12 protein-coding genes are annotated in these 14,982 nt (G+C 72.1%); 6 read left to right on the top strand and 6 right to left on the bottom strand.

Annotation, left to right across the window (positions count from 1 at the left end; genetic code table 11):
• The first annotated feature begins 229 nt into the window (after positions 1 to 229).
• From ACR9Y5_RS15055 to ACR9Y5_RS15040, 4 genes are all read left to right on the top strand, one after another.
• A complete protein-coding gene (locus tag ACR9Y5_RS15055; protein ID WP_481298703.1) occupies positions 230 to 1,423 on the top strand; it encodes a Gfo/Idh/MocA family protein in 1,194 nt (397 codons plus the stop codon).
• Positions 1,420 to 2,694 (top strand): dihydrodipicolinate synthase family protein, encoded by a 1,275-nt coding sequence (locus ACR9Y5_RS15050; RefSeq protein WP_481298702.1) that lies wholly within the window; start codon positions 1,420 to 1,422, stop codon positions 2,692 to 2,694. The genes ACR9Y5_RS15055 and ACR9Y5_RS15050 overlap by 4 nt, the downstream gene beginning before the upstream one ends.
• On the top strand, positions 2,691 to 3,566 hold the full coding sequence (locus ACR9Y5_RS15045; RefSeq protein WP_481298701.1) for a sugar phosphate isomerase/epimerase family protein: 876 nt from the start codon (positions 2,691 to 2,693) through the stop codon (positions 3,564 to 3,566). Before ACR9Y5_RS15050 ends, ACR9Y5_RS15045 begins: the two co-directional genes overlap by 4 nt.
• A 67-nt stretch (positions 3,567 to 3,633) precedes the next feature.
• Positions 3,634 to 4,731: a glycerate kinase gene (locus tag ACR9Y5_RS15040; protein WP_481298700.1), complete on the top strand. Its 1,098-nt coding sequence runs from the start codon at positions 3,634 to 3,636 to the stop codon at positions 4,729 to 4,731.
• A gap of 98 nt (positions 4,732 to 4,829) precedes the next feature.
• Here ACR9Y5_RS15040 and ACR9Y5_RS15035 read toward each other — a convergent pair whose 3' ends face one another.
• On the bottom strand, positions 4,830 to 5,519 hold the full coding sequence (locus ACR9Y5_RS15035) for a FadR/GntR family transcriptional regulator (RefSeq protein ID WP_481298699.1): 690 nt from the start codon (positions 5,517 to 5,519) through the stop codon (positions 4,830 to 4,832).
• A gap of 152 nt (positions 5,520 to 5,671) precedes the next feature.
• On the opposite strand from ACR9Y5_RS15035, the gene ACR9Y5_RS15030 reads away from it, so the two are divergent.
• Positions 5,672 to 7,093 carry a GntP family permease gene (locus tag ACR9Y5_RS15030; protein WP_481298698.1) on the top strand — a complete coding sequence of 474 codons (1,422 nt, stop codon included), beginning with the start codon at positions 5,672 to 5,674 and terminating at the stop codon, positions 7,091 to 7,093.
• Complete coding sequence (locus ACR9Y5_RS15025) at positions 7,090 to 7,674, top strand: gluconokinase (protein ID WP_481298697.1); 585 nt, start codon at positions 7,090 to 7,092, stop codon at positions 7,672 to 7,674. Before ACR9Y5_RS15030 ends, ACR9Y5_RS15025 begins: the two co-directional genes overlap by 4 nt.
• Before the next feature lie 134 nt (positions 7,675 to 7,808).
• On the opposite strand, the gene ACR9Y5_RS15020 is transcribed toward ACR9Y5_RS15025, so the two are convergent.
• The 5 genes from ACR9Y5_RS15020 to ACR9Y5_RS15000 all read right to left on the bottom strand — a co-directional run bounded on the left by ACR9Y5_RS15020 (position 7,809) and on the right by ACR9Y5_RS15000 (position 14,982).
• Complete coding sequence (locus tag ACR9Y5_RS15020) at positions 7,809 to 9,290, bottom strand: xylulokinase (protein ID WP_481298696.1); 1,482 nt, start codon at positions 9,288 to 9,290, stop codon at positions 7,809 to 7,811.
• A 118-nt stretch (positions 9,291 to 9,408) separates the two neighbouring features.
• On the bottom strand, positions 9,409 to 10,599 hold the full coding sequence (gene xylA, locus ACR9Y5_RS15015) for a xylose isomerase (protein WP_481298695.1): 1,191 nt from the start codon (positions 10,597 to 10,599) through the stop codon (positions 9,409 to 9,411).
• Positions 10,600 to 10,697: 98 nt separating this feature from the next.
• Entirely contained in the window at positions 10,698 to 13,019 is a 2,322-nt protein-coding gene (locus tag ACR9Y5_RS15010; protein ID WP_481298694.1) for a beta-xylosidase/alpha-l-arabinosidase, read from the bottom strand.
• A gap of 35 nt (positions 13,020 to 13,054) precedes the next feature.
• A complete protein-coding gene (locus tag ACR9Y5_RS15005) occupies positions 13,055 to 13,951 on the bottom strand; it encodes a carbohydrate ABC transporter permease (RefSeq protein WP_481298693.1) in 897 nt (298 codons plus the stop codon).
• Positions 13,948 to 14,982 carry a carbohydrate ABC transporter permease gene (locus ACR9Y5_RS15000; protein ID WP_481298692.1) on the bottom strand — a complete coding sequence of 345 codons (1,035 nt, stop codon included), beginning with the start codon at positions 14,980 to 14,982 and terminating at the stop codon, positions 13,948 to 13,950. The genes ACR9Y5_RS15005 and ACR9Y5_RS15000 overlap by 4 nt, the downstream gene beginning before the upstream one ends.

Here is a 14,982-nt window from a genome sequence, read left to right as displayed (position 1 = left end):
TCCGCCGGGGGAGTGTTCCGTCGGAGATGTATGCGCTTTCCACCGACGATCGTGCAGCCGGTGACAGGAGTTGCGTTGACATCCCTCTCGCGGCCGCCTACTCTTGCGGTAAGCGCTTTCCACACTGGGCGCATCCGACCGCCCGCGTCCCTCACATCCATCCGCCATCCCGCCTCCCCAAACGGCTGAGAACAACCCGCACCACCCGCACCACTACGAAGGAGTACACGTGTCGTCGATCGGCATCATCATGAACGGCGTCTCCGGGCGCATGGGATACCGCCAGCACCTGGTGCGTTCGATCCTCGCCATCCGCGAGCAGGGCGGCGTCGAGCTGTCCGACGGCCGGCGCGTGCAGGTGGTTCCGCTCCTCGTCGGCCGCAACGAGGAGAAGCTGGCCGAGCTGGCGAAGCGGCACGACATCGCGGACTACACCACCGACCTCGACGCAGCCCTCGCGGACGACCGCTGGCAGATCTACGCCGACTTCCTGGTCACGCAGGCGCGGTCGGCCGCCATCCGCAAGGCGATCGCCGCCGGGAAGGCCATCTACACGGAGAAGCCGACCGCCGACAGCTTCGCGGAGGCGCTCGAGCTGGCGCGGCTGGCGGACGATGCGGGCGTCAAGAACGGCGTCGTCCACGACAAGCTCTACCTTCCCGGGATGCGCAAGCTCAAGCGCCTGATCGACTCGGGTTTCTTCGGCCGCATCCTGTCGGTCCGCGGCGAGTTCGGCTACTGGGTGTTCGAGGGCGACTGGCAGGCGGCGCAGCGTCCCAGCTGGAACTACCGTGCCGAGGACGGCGGCGGCATCGTCGTCGACATGTTCCCGCACTGGAGCTACGTGCTCGAGAACCTGTTCGGCCGCGTCCAGTCGGTCTACGCGCAGGCCGCCACCGAGATCCCGGAGCGCGTCGACGAGCGGGGCGAGCCGTACGCCGCAACGGCCGACGACGCCGCCTACGCGATCTTCCAGCTGGAGGGCGGCATCACGGCCCAGCTCAACTCCAGTTGGACGACACGCGTGAACCGGGACGAACTGGTCGAGTTCCAGGTGGACGGCACGCTGGGCAGCGCGGTCGTCGGACTGTTCGGGTGCAAGATCCAGCCCCGGAACGCCACCCCCAAGCCGGTCTGGAACCCCGACCTCGCCGACGAGCACGACTACGCTGCCGACTGGATCGAGTCGCCGGCGAACGAGGTGTTCGAGAACGGGTTCAAGGTCCAGTGGGAGGAGTTCCTCCGACACGTGCTCGAGGATGCGCCGAATCGCTTCGACTTCCTGGCCGGCGCCCGCGGCGTGCAGCTCGCAGACCTCGGACTGCGCTCCTCCCGGGAGGGTCGCCGCATCGAACTGCCGCCGGTGACGCTCGACAGCACGCCGGCGCCCGCATCCGCCGACCTGCAGGCCGCTGCCCGATGAGCGGCCGGACAGCGACGCCCGGCGTCGCGACACGCGCCGCGGCGCCCGAATCGGACACCCCCGCGGCGTCCTCCACCGCGACCGTCGCCCTCGTGCACGCCGACGGCACCACGTCCGCCACCGAGCTCGGGGCGGCCCCCGCCTTCACCCGCCCGACCGCCCCGCTGCGGTCGCGGGTCGCCTTCGCGGCGGCGCACGTCATCCCGAAGCCGTGGGCGGAGAACGTCCCCGGCGCTCCGGCCGACATCGACTGGGATGCAACGCTCGCCTTCCGCCGGCATCTCTACTCGTGGGGGCTCGGCGTCGCGGACGCGATGGACACCGCCCAGCGCAACATGGGACTGGACCCGGCGGCGACGCGCGAGCTGATCGCACGCAGCGCCGCGGACGCGCGTGCCGTCGGCGGGTCGGTGGTCGCCGGCGTGAACACCGACCACGTCGACGACGAGGTCATCCCGCTGAATGCCGTCATCGACGCCTACACGCGGCAGCTCCACGCCACCGAGGACGCCGGGGCCGGTGTCGTGCTCATGGCCAGCCGGCATCTCGCCCGGGCGGCGGAGTCGGCGGCCGACTACGAGCGCGTGTACGGTGCCGTGATCGGGGCGGCGTCGGCTCCCGTCGTGCTGCACTGGCTGGGGCCCGCGTTCGACCCGGCCCTCGCCGGGTACTTCGGATCGGCCGGCTTCGGGGCCGCCGCCGACACGGTGCTGCGGATCATCGAGGCGGCCGATGGCCGCGTCTCCGGCATCAAGATGAGCCTCCTCGACGCCGACGCAGAGCGGTCGCTGCGTTCGCGGCTGCCGGAGGGCGTGCGGATGTTCACCGGTGACGACTTCAACTACGTCGAACTGATCGACGACGAGGACGACGACGTGGACCGCGACGACGGCCACACCGGGGCCCCGGCGCACTCGGACGCGCTCCTGGGCGCGTTCGCCGCCATCGGTCCGGCCGCGTCGGCGGCGCTGCAGGCGCTCGACCAGGGCGACCACGACCGCTACCGCAGCATCCTCACGCCGACCCAGGAGCTGTCCCGGCAGATCTTCGCGGCGCCGACCTTCTACTACAAGACCGGGGTCGCCTTCCTCTCCTGGCTGAACGGCCACCAGGACGCCTTCGCCATGGTCGGGGGCCTGCACTCGGCGCGGAGCCTGCCGCACCTCTCCGAGATCGTCCGCCTGGCGGCGCGCAGCGGAGCTCTGGAGCGGCCCGACCTGGCCGCCGAACGCTGGACCTCGCTCCTGCGCTTGAACGGAGTGGACGCATGAGCCGGCCCGACCCGCGCCTGTCCATCAACCAGGCCACGATCAAGTACGCCTCGCTGACCGACGCACTCCGGGTGGTGCGGGATACCGGTGTGCAGGCCATCGGCCTGTGGCGCGAACCGGTCGCCGAAGGCGGGCTCGACCAGGCGGCGCGGATGCTGGCCGATTCGGGCTTGCGCTTCTCGAGCCTCTGCCGCGGCGGCTTCTTCACCTCGGCGGAGGGCGCGGAGCGGCGCGCGGCACTGGATGCGAACCGGCGCGCGATCGAGGAGACCGCGACGCTGGCGGCCGCTGGCGCGTCAGGGTCCGCCGCGGTGCTGGTGCTCGTCGCGGGCGGTCTGCCCGTGGGCTCGCGCGACCTGGCGGCTGCACGCGAACGCGTCGTCGATGCGCTGGCGGAGCTGGAGCCCGAGGCGCGCGCCGCGGGCGTCACGCTCGCGGTCGAGCCGCTGCACCCGATGTACGCGGCCGACCGGGCCGTCGTCTCCACGCTCGGTCAGGCGCTGGACATCGCGGAGCGCTTCCCCGCCGAGTCGGTGGGCGTCGTCGTGGACACCTTCCACGTGTGGTGGGACCCTGACCTCTTCCGTCAGATCGCCCGCGCGGGGCTCGGCGGCCGGATCGCGAGCTACCAGGTCTGCGACTGGGTCACGCCGTTGCCTGCGGACGTGCTGCTCGGGCGGGGCATGATGGGCGACGGCCACATCGACTTCGCCCCGATCACGGCCGCGGTCGCGGACGCCGGGTACACCGGCGATATCGAGGTGGAGATCTTCAACGAGTCGATCTGGGCCGAGGATGCGGTGAGCGTCGTCGGCCGCACGGCGGAGGCGTTCCGGCGCTGCGTCGGGGTGACGGCGACGGCGGCACGGTGACCCCGGCGCAGGCGTCCGGGTCGTTGCGCGACCGGCCGGTGCGAGGCATCCGTGCAAAGGTGGTCTCATGAGTGTCGTCGTCGTCGCGCCGGACTCCTTCAAGGGGTCGGCGTCCGCAGCCGAGATCGCCGCCGCGCTCGCGGCAGGCTGGCAGGACGAGCGTCCGGCCGACCGGATCGTGCCGGCCCCGATGGCCGACGGGGGCGAGGGGACGCTCGACGCGTTCGCGGCCGCGGTGCCCAGCGCTGTGCGGCATCCGGTCCGGGTGCCCGGCCCGACCGGGGAGCCCGTGGATGCCACCTGGCTGATGCTGCCCGGGGGTACGGCGCTCGTCGAGCTGGCCGAGACGAGCGGACTCGGACGGCTGCGCTCGGCCGCCCCGTTCGCCGCGCACACCGTGGGTTTCGGGGCGGCGATCGCCGACGCGCTGGCCGCCGGCGCCTCCGGCCTCCTCCTGGCGATCGGCGGCAGCTCCTCGACGGACGGCGGCGCGGGCGCGCTCACGGCTCTCGGCGCACGGCTGCTGGATGCCGACGGTCGCGACATCCCGCCAGGCAACGCGGGACTCGCCGCGGTTGCGAGGGCCGACCTGTCGGGGCTGGCTCCGCTGCCGCCGGGTGGTGCGCGCATCCTGAGCGATGTGACGAGCCCGCTGCTGGGGCCGTCCGGTGCCGCTGCCGTGTTCGGTCCGCAGAAAGGCGCGACCGAGGACGACGTTCCGCGGCTGGAGGCGGGGCTGCGCCGCTTCGCCGACGTCGTCGCTGCGGCCGGTGCAGCGACCGACCCGGCTGCTCCGGGCGCGGGCGCCGCGGGCGGCGCCGGCTTCGGCCTGCTGCTGTGGGGCGCGCGGATGGCGCCCGGCGCCGAAGCGGTCGGTGATGCGCTCGGCCTCCCGGCCACTGTCGCCTCCGCCGACGTCGTCATCACGGGGGAGGGCCGCTTCGACAGTCAGTCAGCCTCCGGCAAGGTGCCGACCTACGTCGCGGGACTCGCGCGCCGCGCCGGCGCGCGGGTCATGCTCGCGGCGGGCAGCATCCAGGCGCCGACCGACGACTTCGCCGCCGCCGTCGCGCTCGCCGACCTCGCCGGGTCGCCCTCCGCCGCGATCGCGGACCCCGCGCGCTGGGCGCGCGCCGCCGGCGCGGCCCTCGCCCGACGCCTCTGACCTTCCCCCCCCATCGAGTCCTCAGTTAATACACGCGACACGCCGTAAGAGCGCGTACTAAGTGAGGACTCGATGGCCGGGGAGAGGGGGCGAGAGGGTCAGGGGCGGCGGGGGAGCGCCGCGTCAGCCTCCTCGACGATGGCGCGCATCGCCGCCTCCGCCGCGGCTGCGTCGCGGCGACGCACGGCGGCGGCGACCTCCTCGTGCAGCCGGATCGCCTCCGGATTGGCGGTGTCGGGCATCAGGGCGTGCACGGTCCGGCCGTTGAGCGCCTCTGCCACTGCGCCGCTGAGCGCGGCGAACAACGGATTCCCGGATGCCTCCAGCAGCACCCGGTGGAAATCGCGGTCGTGGGCGAGGTACTCCTCGCGGTCCGCGGAACGCTGAGTCGCGGCCATCCCGACGATCGCCGCCGTCAGCGCTCCGCACTGCTCCGGCGTCGCACGGGCGCTCGCCAGCCGTGCGGCCACGGGCTCCATGGCGAGCCGGAGTTCGCCGAGGTCGCCGAGCGCGCTGAGGCGGTCGGGGCCTGCGAGCCGCCAGGTGAGGATGCGCGGGTCGAGCACCTGCCACTCGCCCGGCGGCATCACCACCGTCCCGCGGCGGCGCCGCGCCTGCACCAGGCCGAGCGATTCCAGGACGCGCAGGCACTCGCGCAGGACCGTGCGCGAGATCCCGAGGCTCTCCGGGGTGAGCACGGCCCCGACGGGGATGTCGCCGGCGACGATCCGGCCGCCGAGCGTGTCGATAGCGGTCTCGTGCCGGGATCCGGGCGCGGGCTGGGTCACGCTTCATTATCGGCGACGCGCACTTCTCTGGTCAAAGGATTGCCATGCGCAATTTTGTCCGCAATTAAACCGCGCGATTCGACACAAATCAGATTTATTCCTAGAGTGTTCGTGCCCTACTGGGATCCTCCCCTTCACGACCAAGGACGTTCATGACCTCGATACTTCTCGGCAGCCTCGCCGCCGCCGCGGCGCCGGCCCCCGCACCGCACCCCACCGGGCCGGAAGGCCAGCTGATCATCGCCGCCCTCGCAGGCATCGCCGTCATCGTGGTGCTCATCACGTGGCTCAAGCTGCACCCGTTCCTCTCCCTGCTGCTCGGCTCCCTCGTGGCCGGCCTCGCAGCAGGGATGGCCGCGGACGCGGCGATCGCCAGCTTCATCACGGGCTTCGGCAACACCATGGGAAGCGTCGGCGTCCTCATCGGCCTGGGCGCGATGTACGGCAAGCTGCTCGCCGACTCCGGCGGCGCGGACCGCATCGTCGACACGCTCGTGTCCCGCACGAGCGCACGGATGCTGCCGTGGACGATGGGCGCCGTCGGCGCGATCATCGGCCTCCCGATGTTCTTCGAAGTGGGGCTCGTCCTGCTGATGCCGGTCATCATCCTCGTCACGCGCCGCTCCGGCCTTCCGCTGATGCGGATCGCGCTGCCGACGATCGCCGGACTGTCCGCCATGCACGGGCTCGTGCCGCCGCATCCCGGCCCGCTGGTGGCCATCGGCGCGCTCGGCGCCAACCTCGGTCTGACGCTGGCCTTCGGCGTGCTCGTCGCCATCCCGACCATCGCCGTCGCCGGTCCGCTGTTCAGCCGCCGGGCGGCGCGCTGGGTGCCGGTCGGCGTTCCCGACCTGTTCGTCCCGGAGGAGAGCGCGTCGGTGGCGCGCCGGCGTCCCTCGTTCGCCGCGGCGCTCGTCAGCATCCTGCTCCCGGTCGTGCTCATGCTCGGAAAGGCCGTCGCCGACATCGCAGCGCCGGACGCCGCACCGGTCTGGAAGGTCGTGCTCGACTTCCTCGGCACGCCCGTCATCGCCCTGACGGTCGCCGTGCTCGCCGGGCTGCTCCTGCTCGGTGTCGGCGGTGGGATGGACCGGAAGGCGATGCAGACGAGCCTCGGCGCGTCGCTTCCGCCGATCGCCGGGATCCTGCTGATCGTGGGCGCGGGCGGCGGCTTCAAGCAGGTGCTGGTCGACACCGGGATCGGTCAGGTCATCGCCGGCTGGGCCACCGGAGCCAGCGGCATCGTCGTCCTGCTGCTCGCGTGGACCGTCGCAGCGCTCATCCGCATCGCCACGGGATCGGCGACGGTGGCGACGGTCACGGCGGCCGGGATCCTGCTCCCGCTGACCGAGCACCTGTCGACCCCGATGGTGTCGCTCATGGTGCTGGCGATCGGTGCCGGCTCGGTGTTCCTGTCGCACGTGAACGACGCCGGCTTCTGGCTGGTGAAGGAGTACCTGGGGCTCAGCATCCCGCAGACCTTGAAGAGCTGGACCGTGCTGGAGTGCCTGGTGTCGCTCGTCGGGCTGGCGGGCGTCCTGATCCTCAGCCTGTTCGTCGGCGGTCTCGGGTGACGCCGGCCCGGGTGACGCCGGCCCGGGTGACGCCGGCCCGGGTGACGCCGGCCCGGGTGACGCCGGCCCGGGTGACGCCGGCCCGGGTCACGCCGGCCCGGGCGGTCGTCGTCATGGGCGCGGCCGGGTGCGGCAAGTCGACGGTCGCCGCCCTCCTGGCCGGGCAGCTCGGCTGGGAGCTGCTCGAGGGCGACGGCCTCCATCCGCCGTCGAACGTCGAGCGGATGAGCGCGGGCGTCCCGCTCGCCGACGAGGACCGTGCGCCGTGGCTCGCGGCGATCGCCGAGTGGATGGGCGTGCGCCTGGATGCCGGACGTCCGGTGGTCGTGGCCTGCTCCGCGCTCGCGAGGCGGTATCGGGACATCCTCCGCCGCGACGAGGTGCTGTTCGCGTACCTCGAGGGCTCGCCTGAGCTCCTCGCCGACCGGCTGGCATCCCGGGAGCACCACTTCATGAAGGCAGGGATGCTGGCGAGCCAGCTCGCCGTGCTGGAACCGCCCGAGGACGCCGAGCGTCACCTGACCCTCGACATCCGCCGCCCCCCGGCCGACCTCGCCGCCCTCATCGCCGCCGCCCTCTGAGCGCCGCGGCCCCCTCCGTCGAGTACACGATTTCTGCACACGACACGCCGTGCCCGCGTGCACTGATCGTGTACTCGACGGGGGCGGCGGAGGGCGACGGGGGCGACGGAGGTCGGTGGGCGCGAGGGTCTGGGTCAGGGACGCGCGGCGGCGTACTGGGCGCGGATGACGGGACGCGTGTCGACGGGGAGGGATGCGGCAGTCTCGACGGTCCAGGCGGGGCGGGTGCCGGTGAGGGCCCAGGCGGCCTGGACGGCTCCGCCGTCGGCGACGTACTCGCCGGGGGCGGGCACCTCGATCGGGGCGTCGAACACCTGCGCGGCCACCTGCGCGACCGCCGGGTTCTGGGCGGCGCCGCCGATCAGCAGGATGCGCCGCTCGCGCACCCCGGCCGCGCGCACGGCGTCGAGGCCGTCGGCGAGCCCGCACAGCATCCCCTCGATCGCGGCCCGTGCCAGGTTGGCCGGGGTCGTCGAGGCGAGCGTGAGGCCGTGGATGCTCGCCGTCGCGTCGGGCAGGTTGGGCGTGCGCTCACCTTCGAAGTACGGCACGAGCACGACGCCGCCCGCGCCGGGCTCCGCCGAGAGCGCGAGCGACGAGAGCCCGTCGTGGTCGACGGAGAGCAGCCCGGCGATCGAGCCGAGCACGCGCGCCGCGTTGAGGGTCGCGATGAGCGGAAGCGAGAGCCCGGACGCGTCGGCGAAGCCGGCGACCGTTCCGGACGGGTCGGCGATGGGCGCATCCGTGACCGCGAAGACGGTGCCGGAGGTGCCGATCGAGACGACGACGTCACCCTCCGCGGCGCCGAGGCCCAGGGCGGCGCCGGCGTTGTCGCCCGCTCCGGGACCCACGAGCAGGCCGGACGGGGTGCGTCCGGCGGCCTCCGAGGGGCCCAGCACGCGGGGCAGCACCACCAGCGAGCCCTCACCGGCGTCTCCGGCGGCGCCGGCGCCGGCACCGCCGGCACCGGCGGCGCCGCCTCCCGCCGCCTCGCGCCCGCGACGCCCGAGCGCGCCCTCGAACAGCTCCAGGTCGTACGCCCCGCTCGCGGCGCCCCAGTACGCAGTGCCGCTGGCGTCCGAGCGGTCGGTGGTCAGCGCCTCCAGGTCCGGTCCGAGGTCGCTCTCGTCCGCCGGTCCGTAGCCGAGCAGGCGCCAGGTCAGCCAGTCGTGGGGGAGCGCCACCGCGGCGACCCGGGCCGCGTTCCCGGGCTCCGCATCCCGCAGCCAGCGCAGCTTCGTGGCCGTGAAGGACGCGACCGGCACCACGCCCACGCGGGACGCGTACTCCTCGGCGCCGACCTCGTCGATCAGGTCTCTGGCCGCCTGCGCCGACCGGGTGTCGTTCCACAGCAGGGCGTCGCGGATGACGCGGCCCTCCGCATCCAGCACGACAATGCCGTGCTGCTGACCGGCGACCGAGATGGCAGCGACATCGTCGAGCCCGCCTGCGGCGCCCAGCGCCTCCTGCAGTGCGGTCCACCAGGCGGCCGGGTCCACCTCGGTGCCGTCGGGATGCGCGGCGCGCCCGGAGCGCACCAGCTCGCCGGTCTCGAGGTCGCGCACGACCACCTTGCAGCTCTGCGTCGAGGAGTCGACGCCGGCGACGAGAGTCACGCCGGTCTCCTTTCATGCCGCTGAGGTGCACGTCGTTGCGGTCGACACGCCGGTCGGGGTCGCAACAACGTGCACCTCAGCGAAGAGGAAGAGGGGGAGGGGGAGGGGGAGGGGAGGGTCAGCGCGCGCCGAGCAGGTGCTCGAGCGCGAGCTGCTGCAGCCGGACGAAGCCGAAGCCCTTGGCACCGAAGTACGCGCTCGGGTCGAAGTCCTCGTACGCGCTGCGGTCGGCGAGCAGGTCGTCGTACGACTCGCCGTCGCCGAGGGTCGGACGCGACAGCTCGATGACGCGCGACGCCTCCAGCTGCTCCTGCACCTCCGGGTCGGCACGGAACGCCTGCGCCCGCTCCTTCAGGAGGAGGTAGGTGCGCATGTTCGCGGCCGCCGAGTCCCAGACGCCGGTGATGTCCTCAGTGCGGGACGGCTTGTAGTCGAAGTGGCGTGGGCCCTCGTAGGCCTGGCCGCCGTCGGGGCCGCCGTTCTCGAGCAGGTCGACCAGCGCGAACGCGTTCTGCAGGTCGCCGTGGCCGAAGACGAGGTCCTGGTCGTACTTGATGCCGCGCTGCCCGTTGAGGTCGATGTGGTAGAGCTTGCCGTGGTACAGCGCCTGCGCGATGCCGGCGGCGAAGTTGAGGCCCGCCATCTGCTCGTGGCCGACCTCGGGGTTGAGGCCGACGAGCTCCGGGCGCTCCAGCGAGTTGATGAAGGCGAGCGCGTGGCCCACCGTCGGCAGCAGGATGTCGCCGCGCGGCTCGTTCGGCTTCGGCTCGATGGCGAAGCGGATGTCGTAGCCCTTGTCGGTGACGTAGTCGCCGAGCAGGTTGACGGCCTCGCGGTAGCGCTCGAGCGCGGCGCGGATGTCCTTGGCGGCGTCGTACTCGGCGCCCTCGCGGCCGCCCCACATCACGAACGTCTTGGCGCCGAGCTCGGCGGCGAGGTCGATGTTGCGGAGCACCTTGCGCAGCGCGAAGCGGCGCACGGCGCGGTCGTTGGAGGTGAAGCCGCCGTCCTTGAAGACCGGGGCCGAGAACAGGTTGGTGGTCACCATCGGCACCATGATGCCGGTGTCGCTCAGCGCCTGCTTGAGGCGGTCGATCTGCTTCTGGCGCTCGGCGTCGGTGGAGCCGAACGCGAACAGGTCGTCGTCGTGGAAGGTGAGGCCGTAGGCGCCGAGCTCGTCGAGCTTGTGCACCGCCTCCACCACGTCGAGCTGGGGGCGGGTCGGGCCGCCGAACGGGTCGGTGCCGTTGTAGCCGATGGTCCACAGTCCGAAGGAGAACTTGTCGGCACGGGTGGGGGTGAGGCTCATGATGTTCCTTCAGCGTCGTCGGTGATTTGTTGTTTCGATAAACTTATACCGCATCCCGGGGGTGCGGCGCGAGTGCCGGAGCGGAAAATCCGCCCGGGTCAGAGCGCGTCGGTGAAGACGGCACCCACGGTAGCCGTCTCGACGTCCGACGTCACCAGGCGGGCGTCCGCGGGGGTGACCTCGTGCACGGGTCCTGTGATCGTCAGGCTCGCCGACGCTTCGCGGACGTCGCACGACTGACCCACCCAGAGGTCGATCGCGCCGGGCTCCACGATGCGGCGCATCGCCGGGTCCGAGAACGCGAGCCGCGTCGTCGGCACGGTGAGCCGCACGATGGCCTCCTCGCCCGGCTGCAGCTCCACGCGGCGGTAGCCGAGCAGCTGGGCGACCGGGCGCGTGACGCTCGCGTGCACATCCCGGGCGTACAGCTGCACGAGGTCGGTGCCCGCGCGCTCGCCTGTGTTCCGGATGCGCACAGCGGCGGTGAACGCTCCGCCGGCACGCACCTCGCGGTCGACGGTCAGCTCGGACCGCTCGAAGGTGGTGTACGACAGACCGTGGCCGAACGGCAGCACCGGGGTGCTGTCGGCGCTGGTGATCTCGTTCGGGCCGCCGAGCAGCGGGTGCAGGTACGAGTACGGCTGCGCGCCCGCCGAGCGGGGGAGGGAGACGGGCAGATGGCCGGAGGGCGACACCCGGCCGGAGAGCACGGCGGCGATGGCCGTTCCGCCCTCCTCGCCGGGGAAGAACGCCTGCAGCACGGCCGCCGGAGCGGTCACGCCCTCCACGGCCCAGCCGATCGCGTACGGGCGGCCGGAGAGCACGACGAGCACGACGGGGGTGCCCGTCGCGACGGCCCGCTCGACCAGTTCGCGCTGGATGCCCGGCAGCTCGAGGCTCTCCACGTCGTTGCCCTCGCCGACCGTCCCGCGGCCGAAGAGCCCCGCGCGGTCGCCGACCACGACGACGGCCACGTCTGCGGAGCTCGCTGCGGCGACCGCGGCGGGGATGCCGGAGCGGTCGTCGCCCTCCACGTCGCAGCCGCGCTCGTAGACGACGGAGGCAGAGGCGAACTCGCCACGCACGGCCTCCAGCACCGACGGCAGCCCGAACCCGAGCGGCACCTCCGGGTGATGGGCGAGCACGTGGTTGGCGAAGGAGTAGCAGCCCATCAGGGCCTCCGGCGCGTCGGCGTTCGGTCCGAGCACGGCGATCCGGGCGGGCTCCGCGAGCGGGAGCGCACCGTCGTTGGTGAGCAGCACCAGCGACTCCTCGGCCAGACGCAGGGCGACATCCCGGTGGGCGGGGGTGTCGAGGTCGATGGAGGTGGGCGGCTCGTCGAAGGTGGCGTCGAGCAGGCCGAGCTCCTCCTTCTGCGCCAGCACGCGGAGCACCGCGCGGTCCACGAGCGCCTCATCGGTCTCGCCGGAGCGGATGCGCGCGGCGAGCGGCTCCAGGAAGGCATCGCCGGTGGGCAGCTCGACGTCGATGCCCGCGGCCAGGGCGAGCGCCGCGGCCTCGCGGAGGTCGGCGGCCACGCCGTGCATGGTGTGCAGGAAGGCGACGGAGAAGTAGTCGGAGACGACCGTCCCGTCGAAACCCCATTCATCGCGCAGGACGCCGGTCAGGTACTCGGCGCTCGCCGCGACGGGCACGCCGTCGATTTCGGCGTACGAGTTCATCACCGACCGCACCCCGCCGTCGCGGACCGCCATCTCGAACGGCTGCAGCAGGGTGTCGCGCAGCTCGCGCGGCCCGGCGTGCACCGGGGCGTGGTTGCGGCCCGCCTGCGACGCCGAGTATCCGACGAAATGCTTGAGCGTCGCGTGGACGCCCGCCTCCTGCAGCCCCCGCACGTAGGCCGTGCCGATGGTGCCGACGACGTACGGGTCCTCGGCGATGCACTCGTCGACGCGTCCCCAGCGCGGGTCGCGGATCACATCCAGCACGGGCGCCAGGCCCTGGTGGATGCCCAGCTCGCGCATCGACAGGCCGATCAGGCCGGCCATCTCCTCCACGAGCTCCGGGTCGAAGGAGGCGCCCCAGGCGAGCGGCGTGGGGAACGTCGCCGCCTTCCAGGCCGCGAGGCCCGTCAGGCACTCCTCGTGCACCAGCGCGGGGATGCCGAGCCGGGTCTCCTCCTTCAGCCGCCGCTGCTCCGCCCACAGCCAGGCAGCGCGCTCGACCGGCTCGACCGGTCGCGTGCCGTAGACGCGGGTGAGCTGCCCGAGGCCGTTCGCGGTGACATCCGCGTAGGCGCCGGGGTTGCCCATCTCGCCCGCCATCGGCGCCACGAGCTCGTCGCCCTTGTCGACCCAGTACCCGACCAGCTGGGCGAGCTTCTCGTCCAGCGTCATGGAGGCGACGAGCCCGCGCACGCGCTCGGAGGGCGCGACGGGGCGCGGGAGGGATTCGGTCATGTCGATCTCACTTCTCGATCTGCGAGGGGAGGGCGTCAGCCCTTGACGGCGCCGGTCAGGCCGCCGACGATGCGGCGCTCGAAGAGGCTGAAGAACACCAGCGCCGGGATCATGGACAGCGATGTGAAGGCCAGCACCTTGGCCGTGTCGACGGAGTACTGCGACGAGAACGCCTGCACCCCGAGCGGCAGCGTGAACGTCGCCTCGTTGTTGAGCAGGAACAGCGGCAGCAGGTAGCTGTTCCAGCTGGCGATGAACGCCAGGATCCCGACGGTGATCACACCGGGCATCGACAGCCGCAGCACCATCCGCCAGAAGAAGCCCAGCCGGCTGCAGCCGTCGATGAAGGCCGCCTCCTGGATCTCGTCCGGGATGGCCCGCAGGAACGGCACCAGGATGATGATCGTCGTCGGCAGCGCGAACGCGATCTGCGGCAGGATGACGCCGGCCAGCGAGTTCATCAGGCCGATGTTGCGCACCACGATGTACAGCGGCGTGATGGCCACCGTGATCGGGAACATCAGGCCGGCCGCGAACAGCGCGTACAGCAGGCCGCGTCCGCGGAAGCTGTAGCGGGCGAGCACGTAGCTCGCCATCAGCCCGAGCAGGATGACGCCGACCGTGGTCACGACGGCGACGATCGTCGAGTTGCCGACCTCGGCCCAGAACGTGCCGCCGGTGAGGACGTCGAGGTAGTTCTGCACGTTCCACGGGTTGGGGAACCCGGCGGGGTCGACGGTGATCTGGGAGTTGGTGCGGAAGCCGCCGAGCACGATGTAGGCGATCGGGGCCAGCATCAGCGCGATCACGACGAGGGCGATGAAGTAGACGCTGGGGGAGCCCCAGGGCAGGCTCTTCGCCTTCTTGCGGCTCGGCGCATCCAGGACGCCGGGGGCGTCGGGAGCGTCCGGGATGACGACCATCGCGCTCATCGCTTCTTCCTTCCGATGCGCCTGTCACCCGTGATGGCGCCCTCGGTGTCGCGACGGAGCACGAACCGCTGGTAGAACAGCGCGACGATCAGGGAGATCAGGAAGATGACGACGGCGACGGCGTTTCCGTAGCCGAAGTTGCCGGCGTTGCGCCCGTTGGCCACCATGTAGGTCGCCATCGTGGAGGTGCCGGCGGTGGAGGCGACGTACTGGCCCCAGATGATGTAGACGAGGTCGAACAGCTGCAGGGCGCCGATGATCGACAGGAACGCCCAGATGCGGAGCGTCGGGCCGAGCAGCGGGAGGGAGATCCTCCGCTGGATCTGCCAGTACGAGGCGCCGTCGAGGGCGGCCGCTTCGTAGAGCTCCTCGGGGATGCCCTGCAGGCCGGCGAGGAAGAGGATGACGGCGAAACCGACGTACTTCCAGGTCAGGATGGCGAGCAGGGTCCAGATGGCGATGCTCGGGTCGGACAGCCAGTCGTGGGCGAGGAAGCCGAGCCCGACATTCTTGAGGAAGCCGTTCAGCGCGCCGTTCGTGGCGAGCATCAGGCTCCACCCGGTGCCGACCACGACCTCGGCGATGACGTAGGGGACGAAGATCAGGACGCGGATGATGGACTGGCCGCGCATCTTGCGGTTGAGCAGCAGTGCCAGCAGGATGGCCACCGGTCCCTGCAGGACCAGCGAGCCGATCACGATCAGCCCGTTGTGCATCAGGGCCTGCTGGAAGGCTGAGTCCTGAAGGATCGTGACGTAGTTCTGCAGGCCGACGAAGTCCGTGGCCGGACCGTATCCCTGCCAGCGGAAGAAGCCGTAGTAGGCGGCGATCACGACCGGGAAGATGACGAAGGCCAGGAAGACGATCGCTGCAGGGCCGGCCAGCAGGAGGATCTCGAGGCGCATGGCCCAGCCGGTACGCCTGCGGCGCCGCGGCGACGGGAGCGACGCGGCTGCGCCGCTCCCGTCGTGCTGCGCGAGACCCGGCTTCGGCAGGACGCCGGCGGGGGTGTTCTCGCGGGTGTTGCTCAC

It is taken from the genome of Leifsonia sp. KNZ13-11D (genome assembly GCF_056754895.1).
This window is presented reverse-complemented; position numbering and strand designations above follow the sequence as displayed.

What these genes read in the sequence shown, in the direction of transcription:
- ACR9Y5_RS15030 (WP_481298698.1), top strand. Translation starts at nt 5,672, where the DNA reads ATGACCTCGATACTTCTCGGCAGCCTCGCCGCCGCCGCGGCGCCGGCC.
- ACR9Y5_RS15010 (WP_481298694.1), bottom strand. Translation starts at nt 13,019, where the DNA reads ATGACCGAATCCCTCCCGCGCCCCGTCGCGCCCTCCGAGCGCGTGCGC.
- ACR9Y5_RS15005 (WP_481298693.1), bottom strand. Translation starts at nt 13,951, where the DNA reads ATGAGCGCGATGGTCGTCATCCCGGACGCTCCCGACGCCCCCGGCGTC.
- ACR9Y5_RS15040 (WP_481298700.1), top strand. Translation starts at nt 3,634, where the DNA reads ATGAGTGTCGTCGTCGTCGCGCCGGACTCCTTCAAGGGGTCGGCGTCC.
- xylA (WP_481298695.1), bottom strand. Translation starts at nt 10,599, where the DNA reads ATGAGCCTCACCCCCACCCGTGCCGACAAGTTCTCCTTCGGACTGTGG.
- ACR9Y5_RS15050 (WP_481298702.1), top strand. Translation starts at nt 1,420, where the DNA reads ATGAGCGGCCGGACAGCGACGCCCGGCGTCGCGACACGCGCCGCGGCG.
- ACR9Y5_RS15045 (WP_481298701.1), top strand. Translation starts at nt 2,691, where the DNA reads ATGAGCCGGCCCGACCCGCGCCTGTCCATCAACCAGGCCACGATCAAG.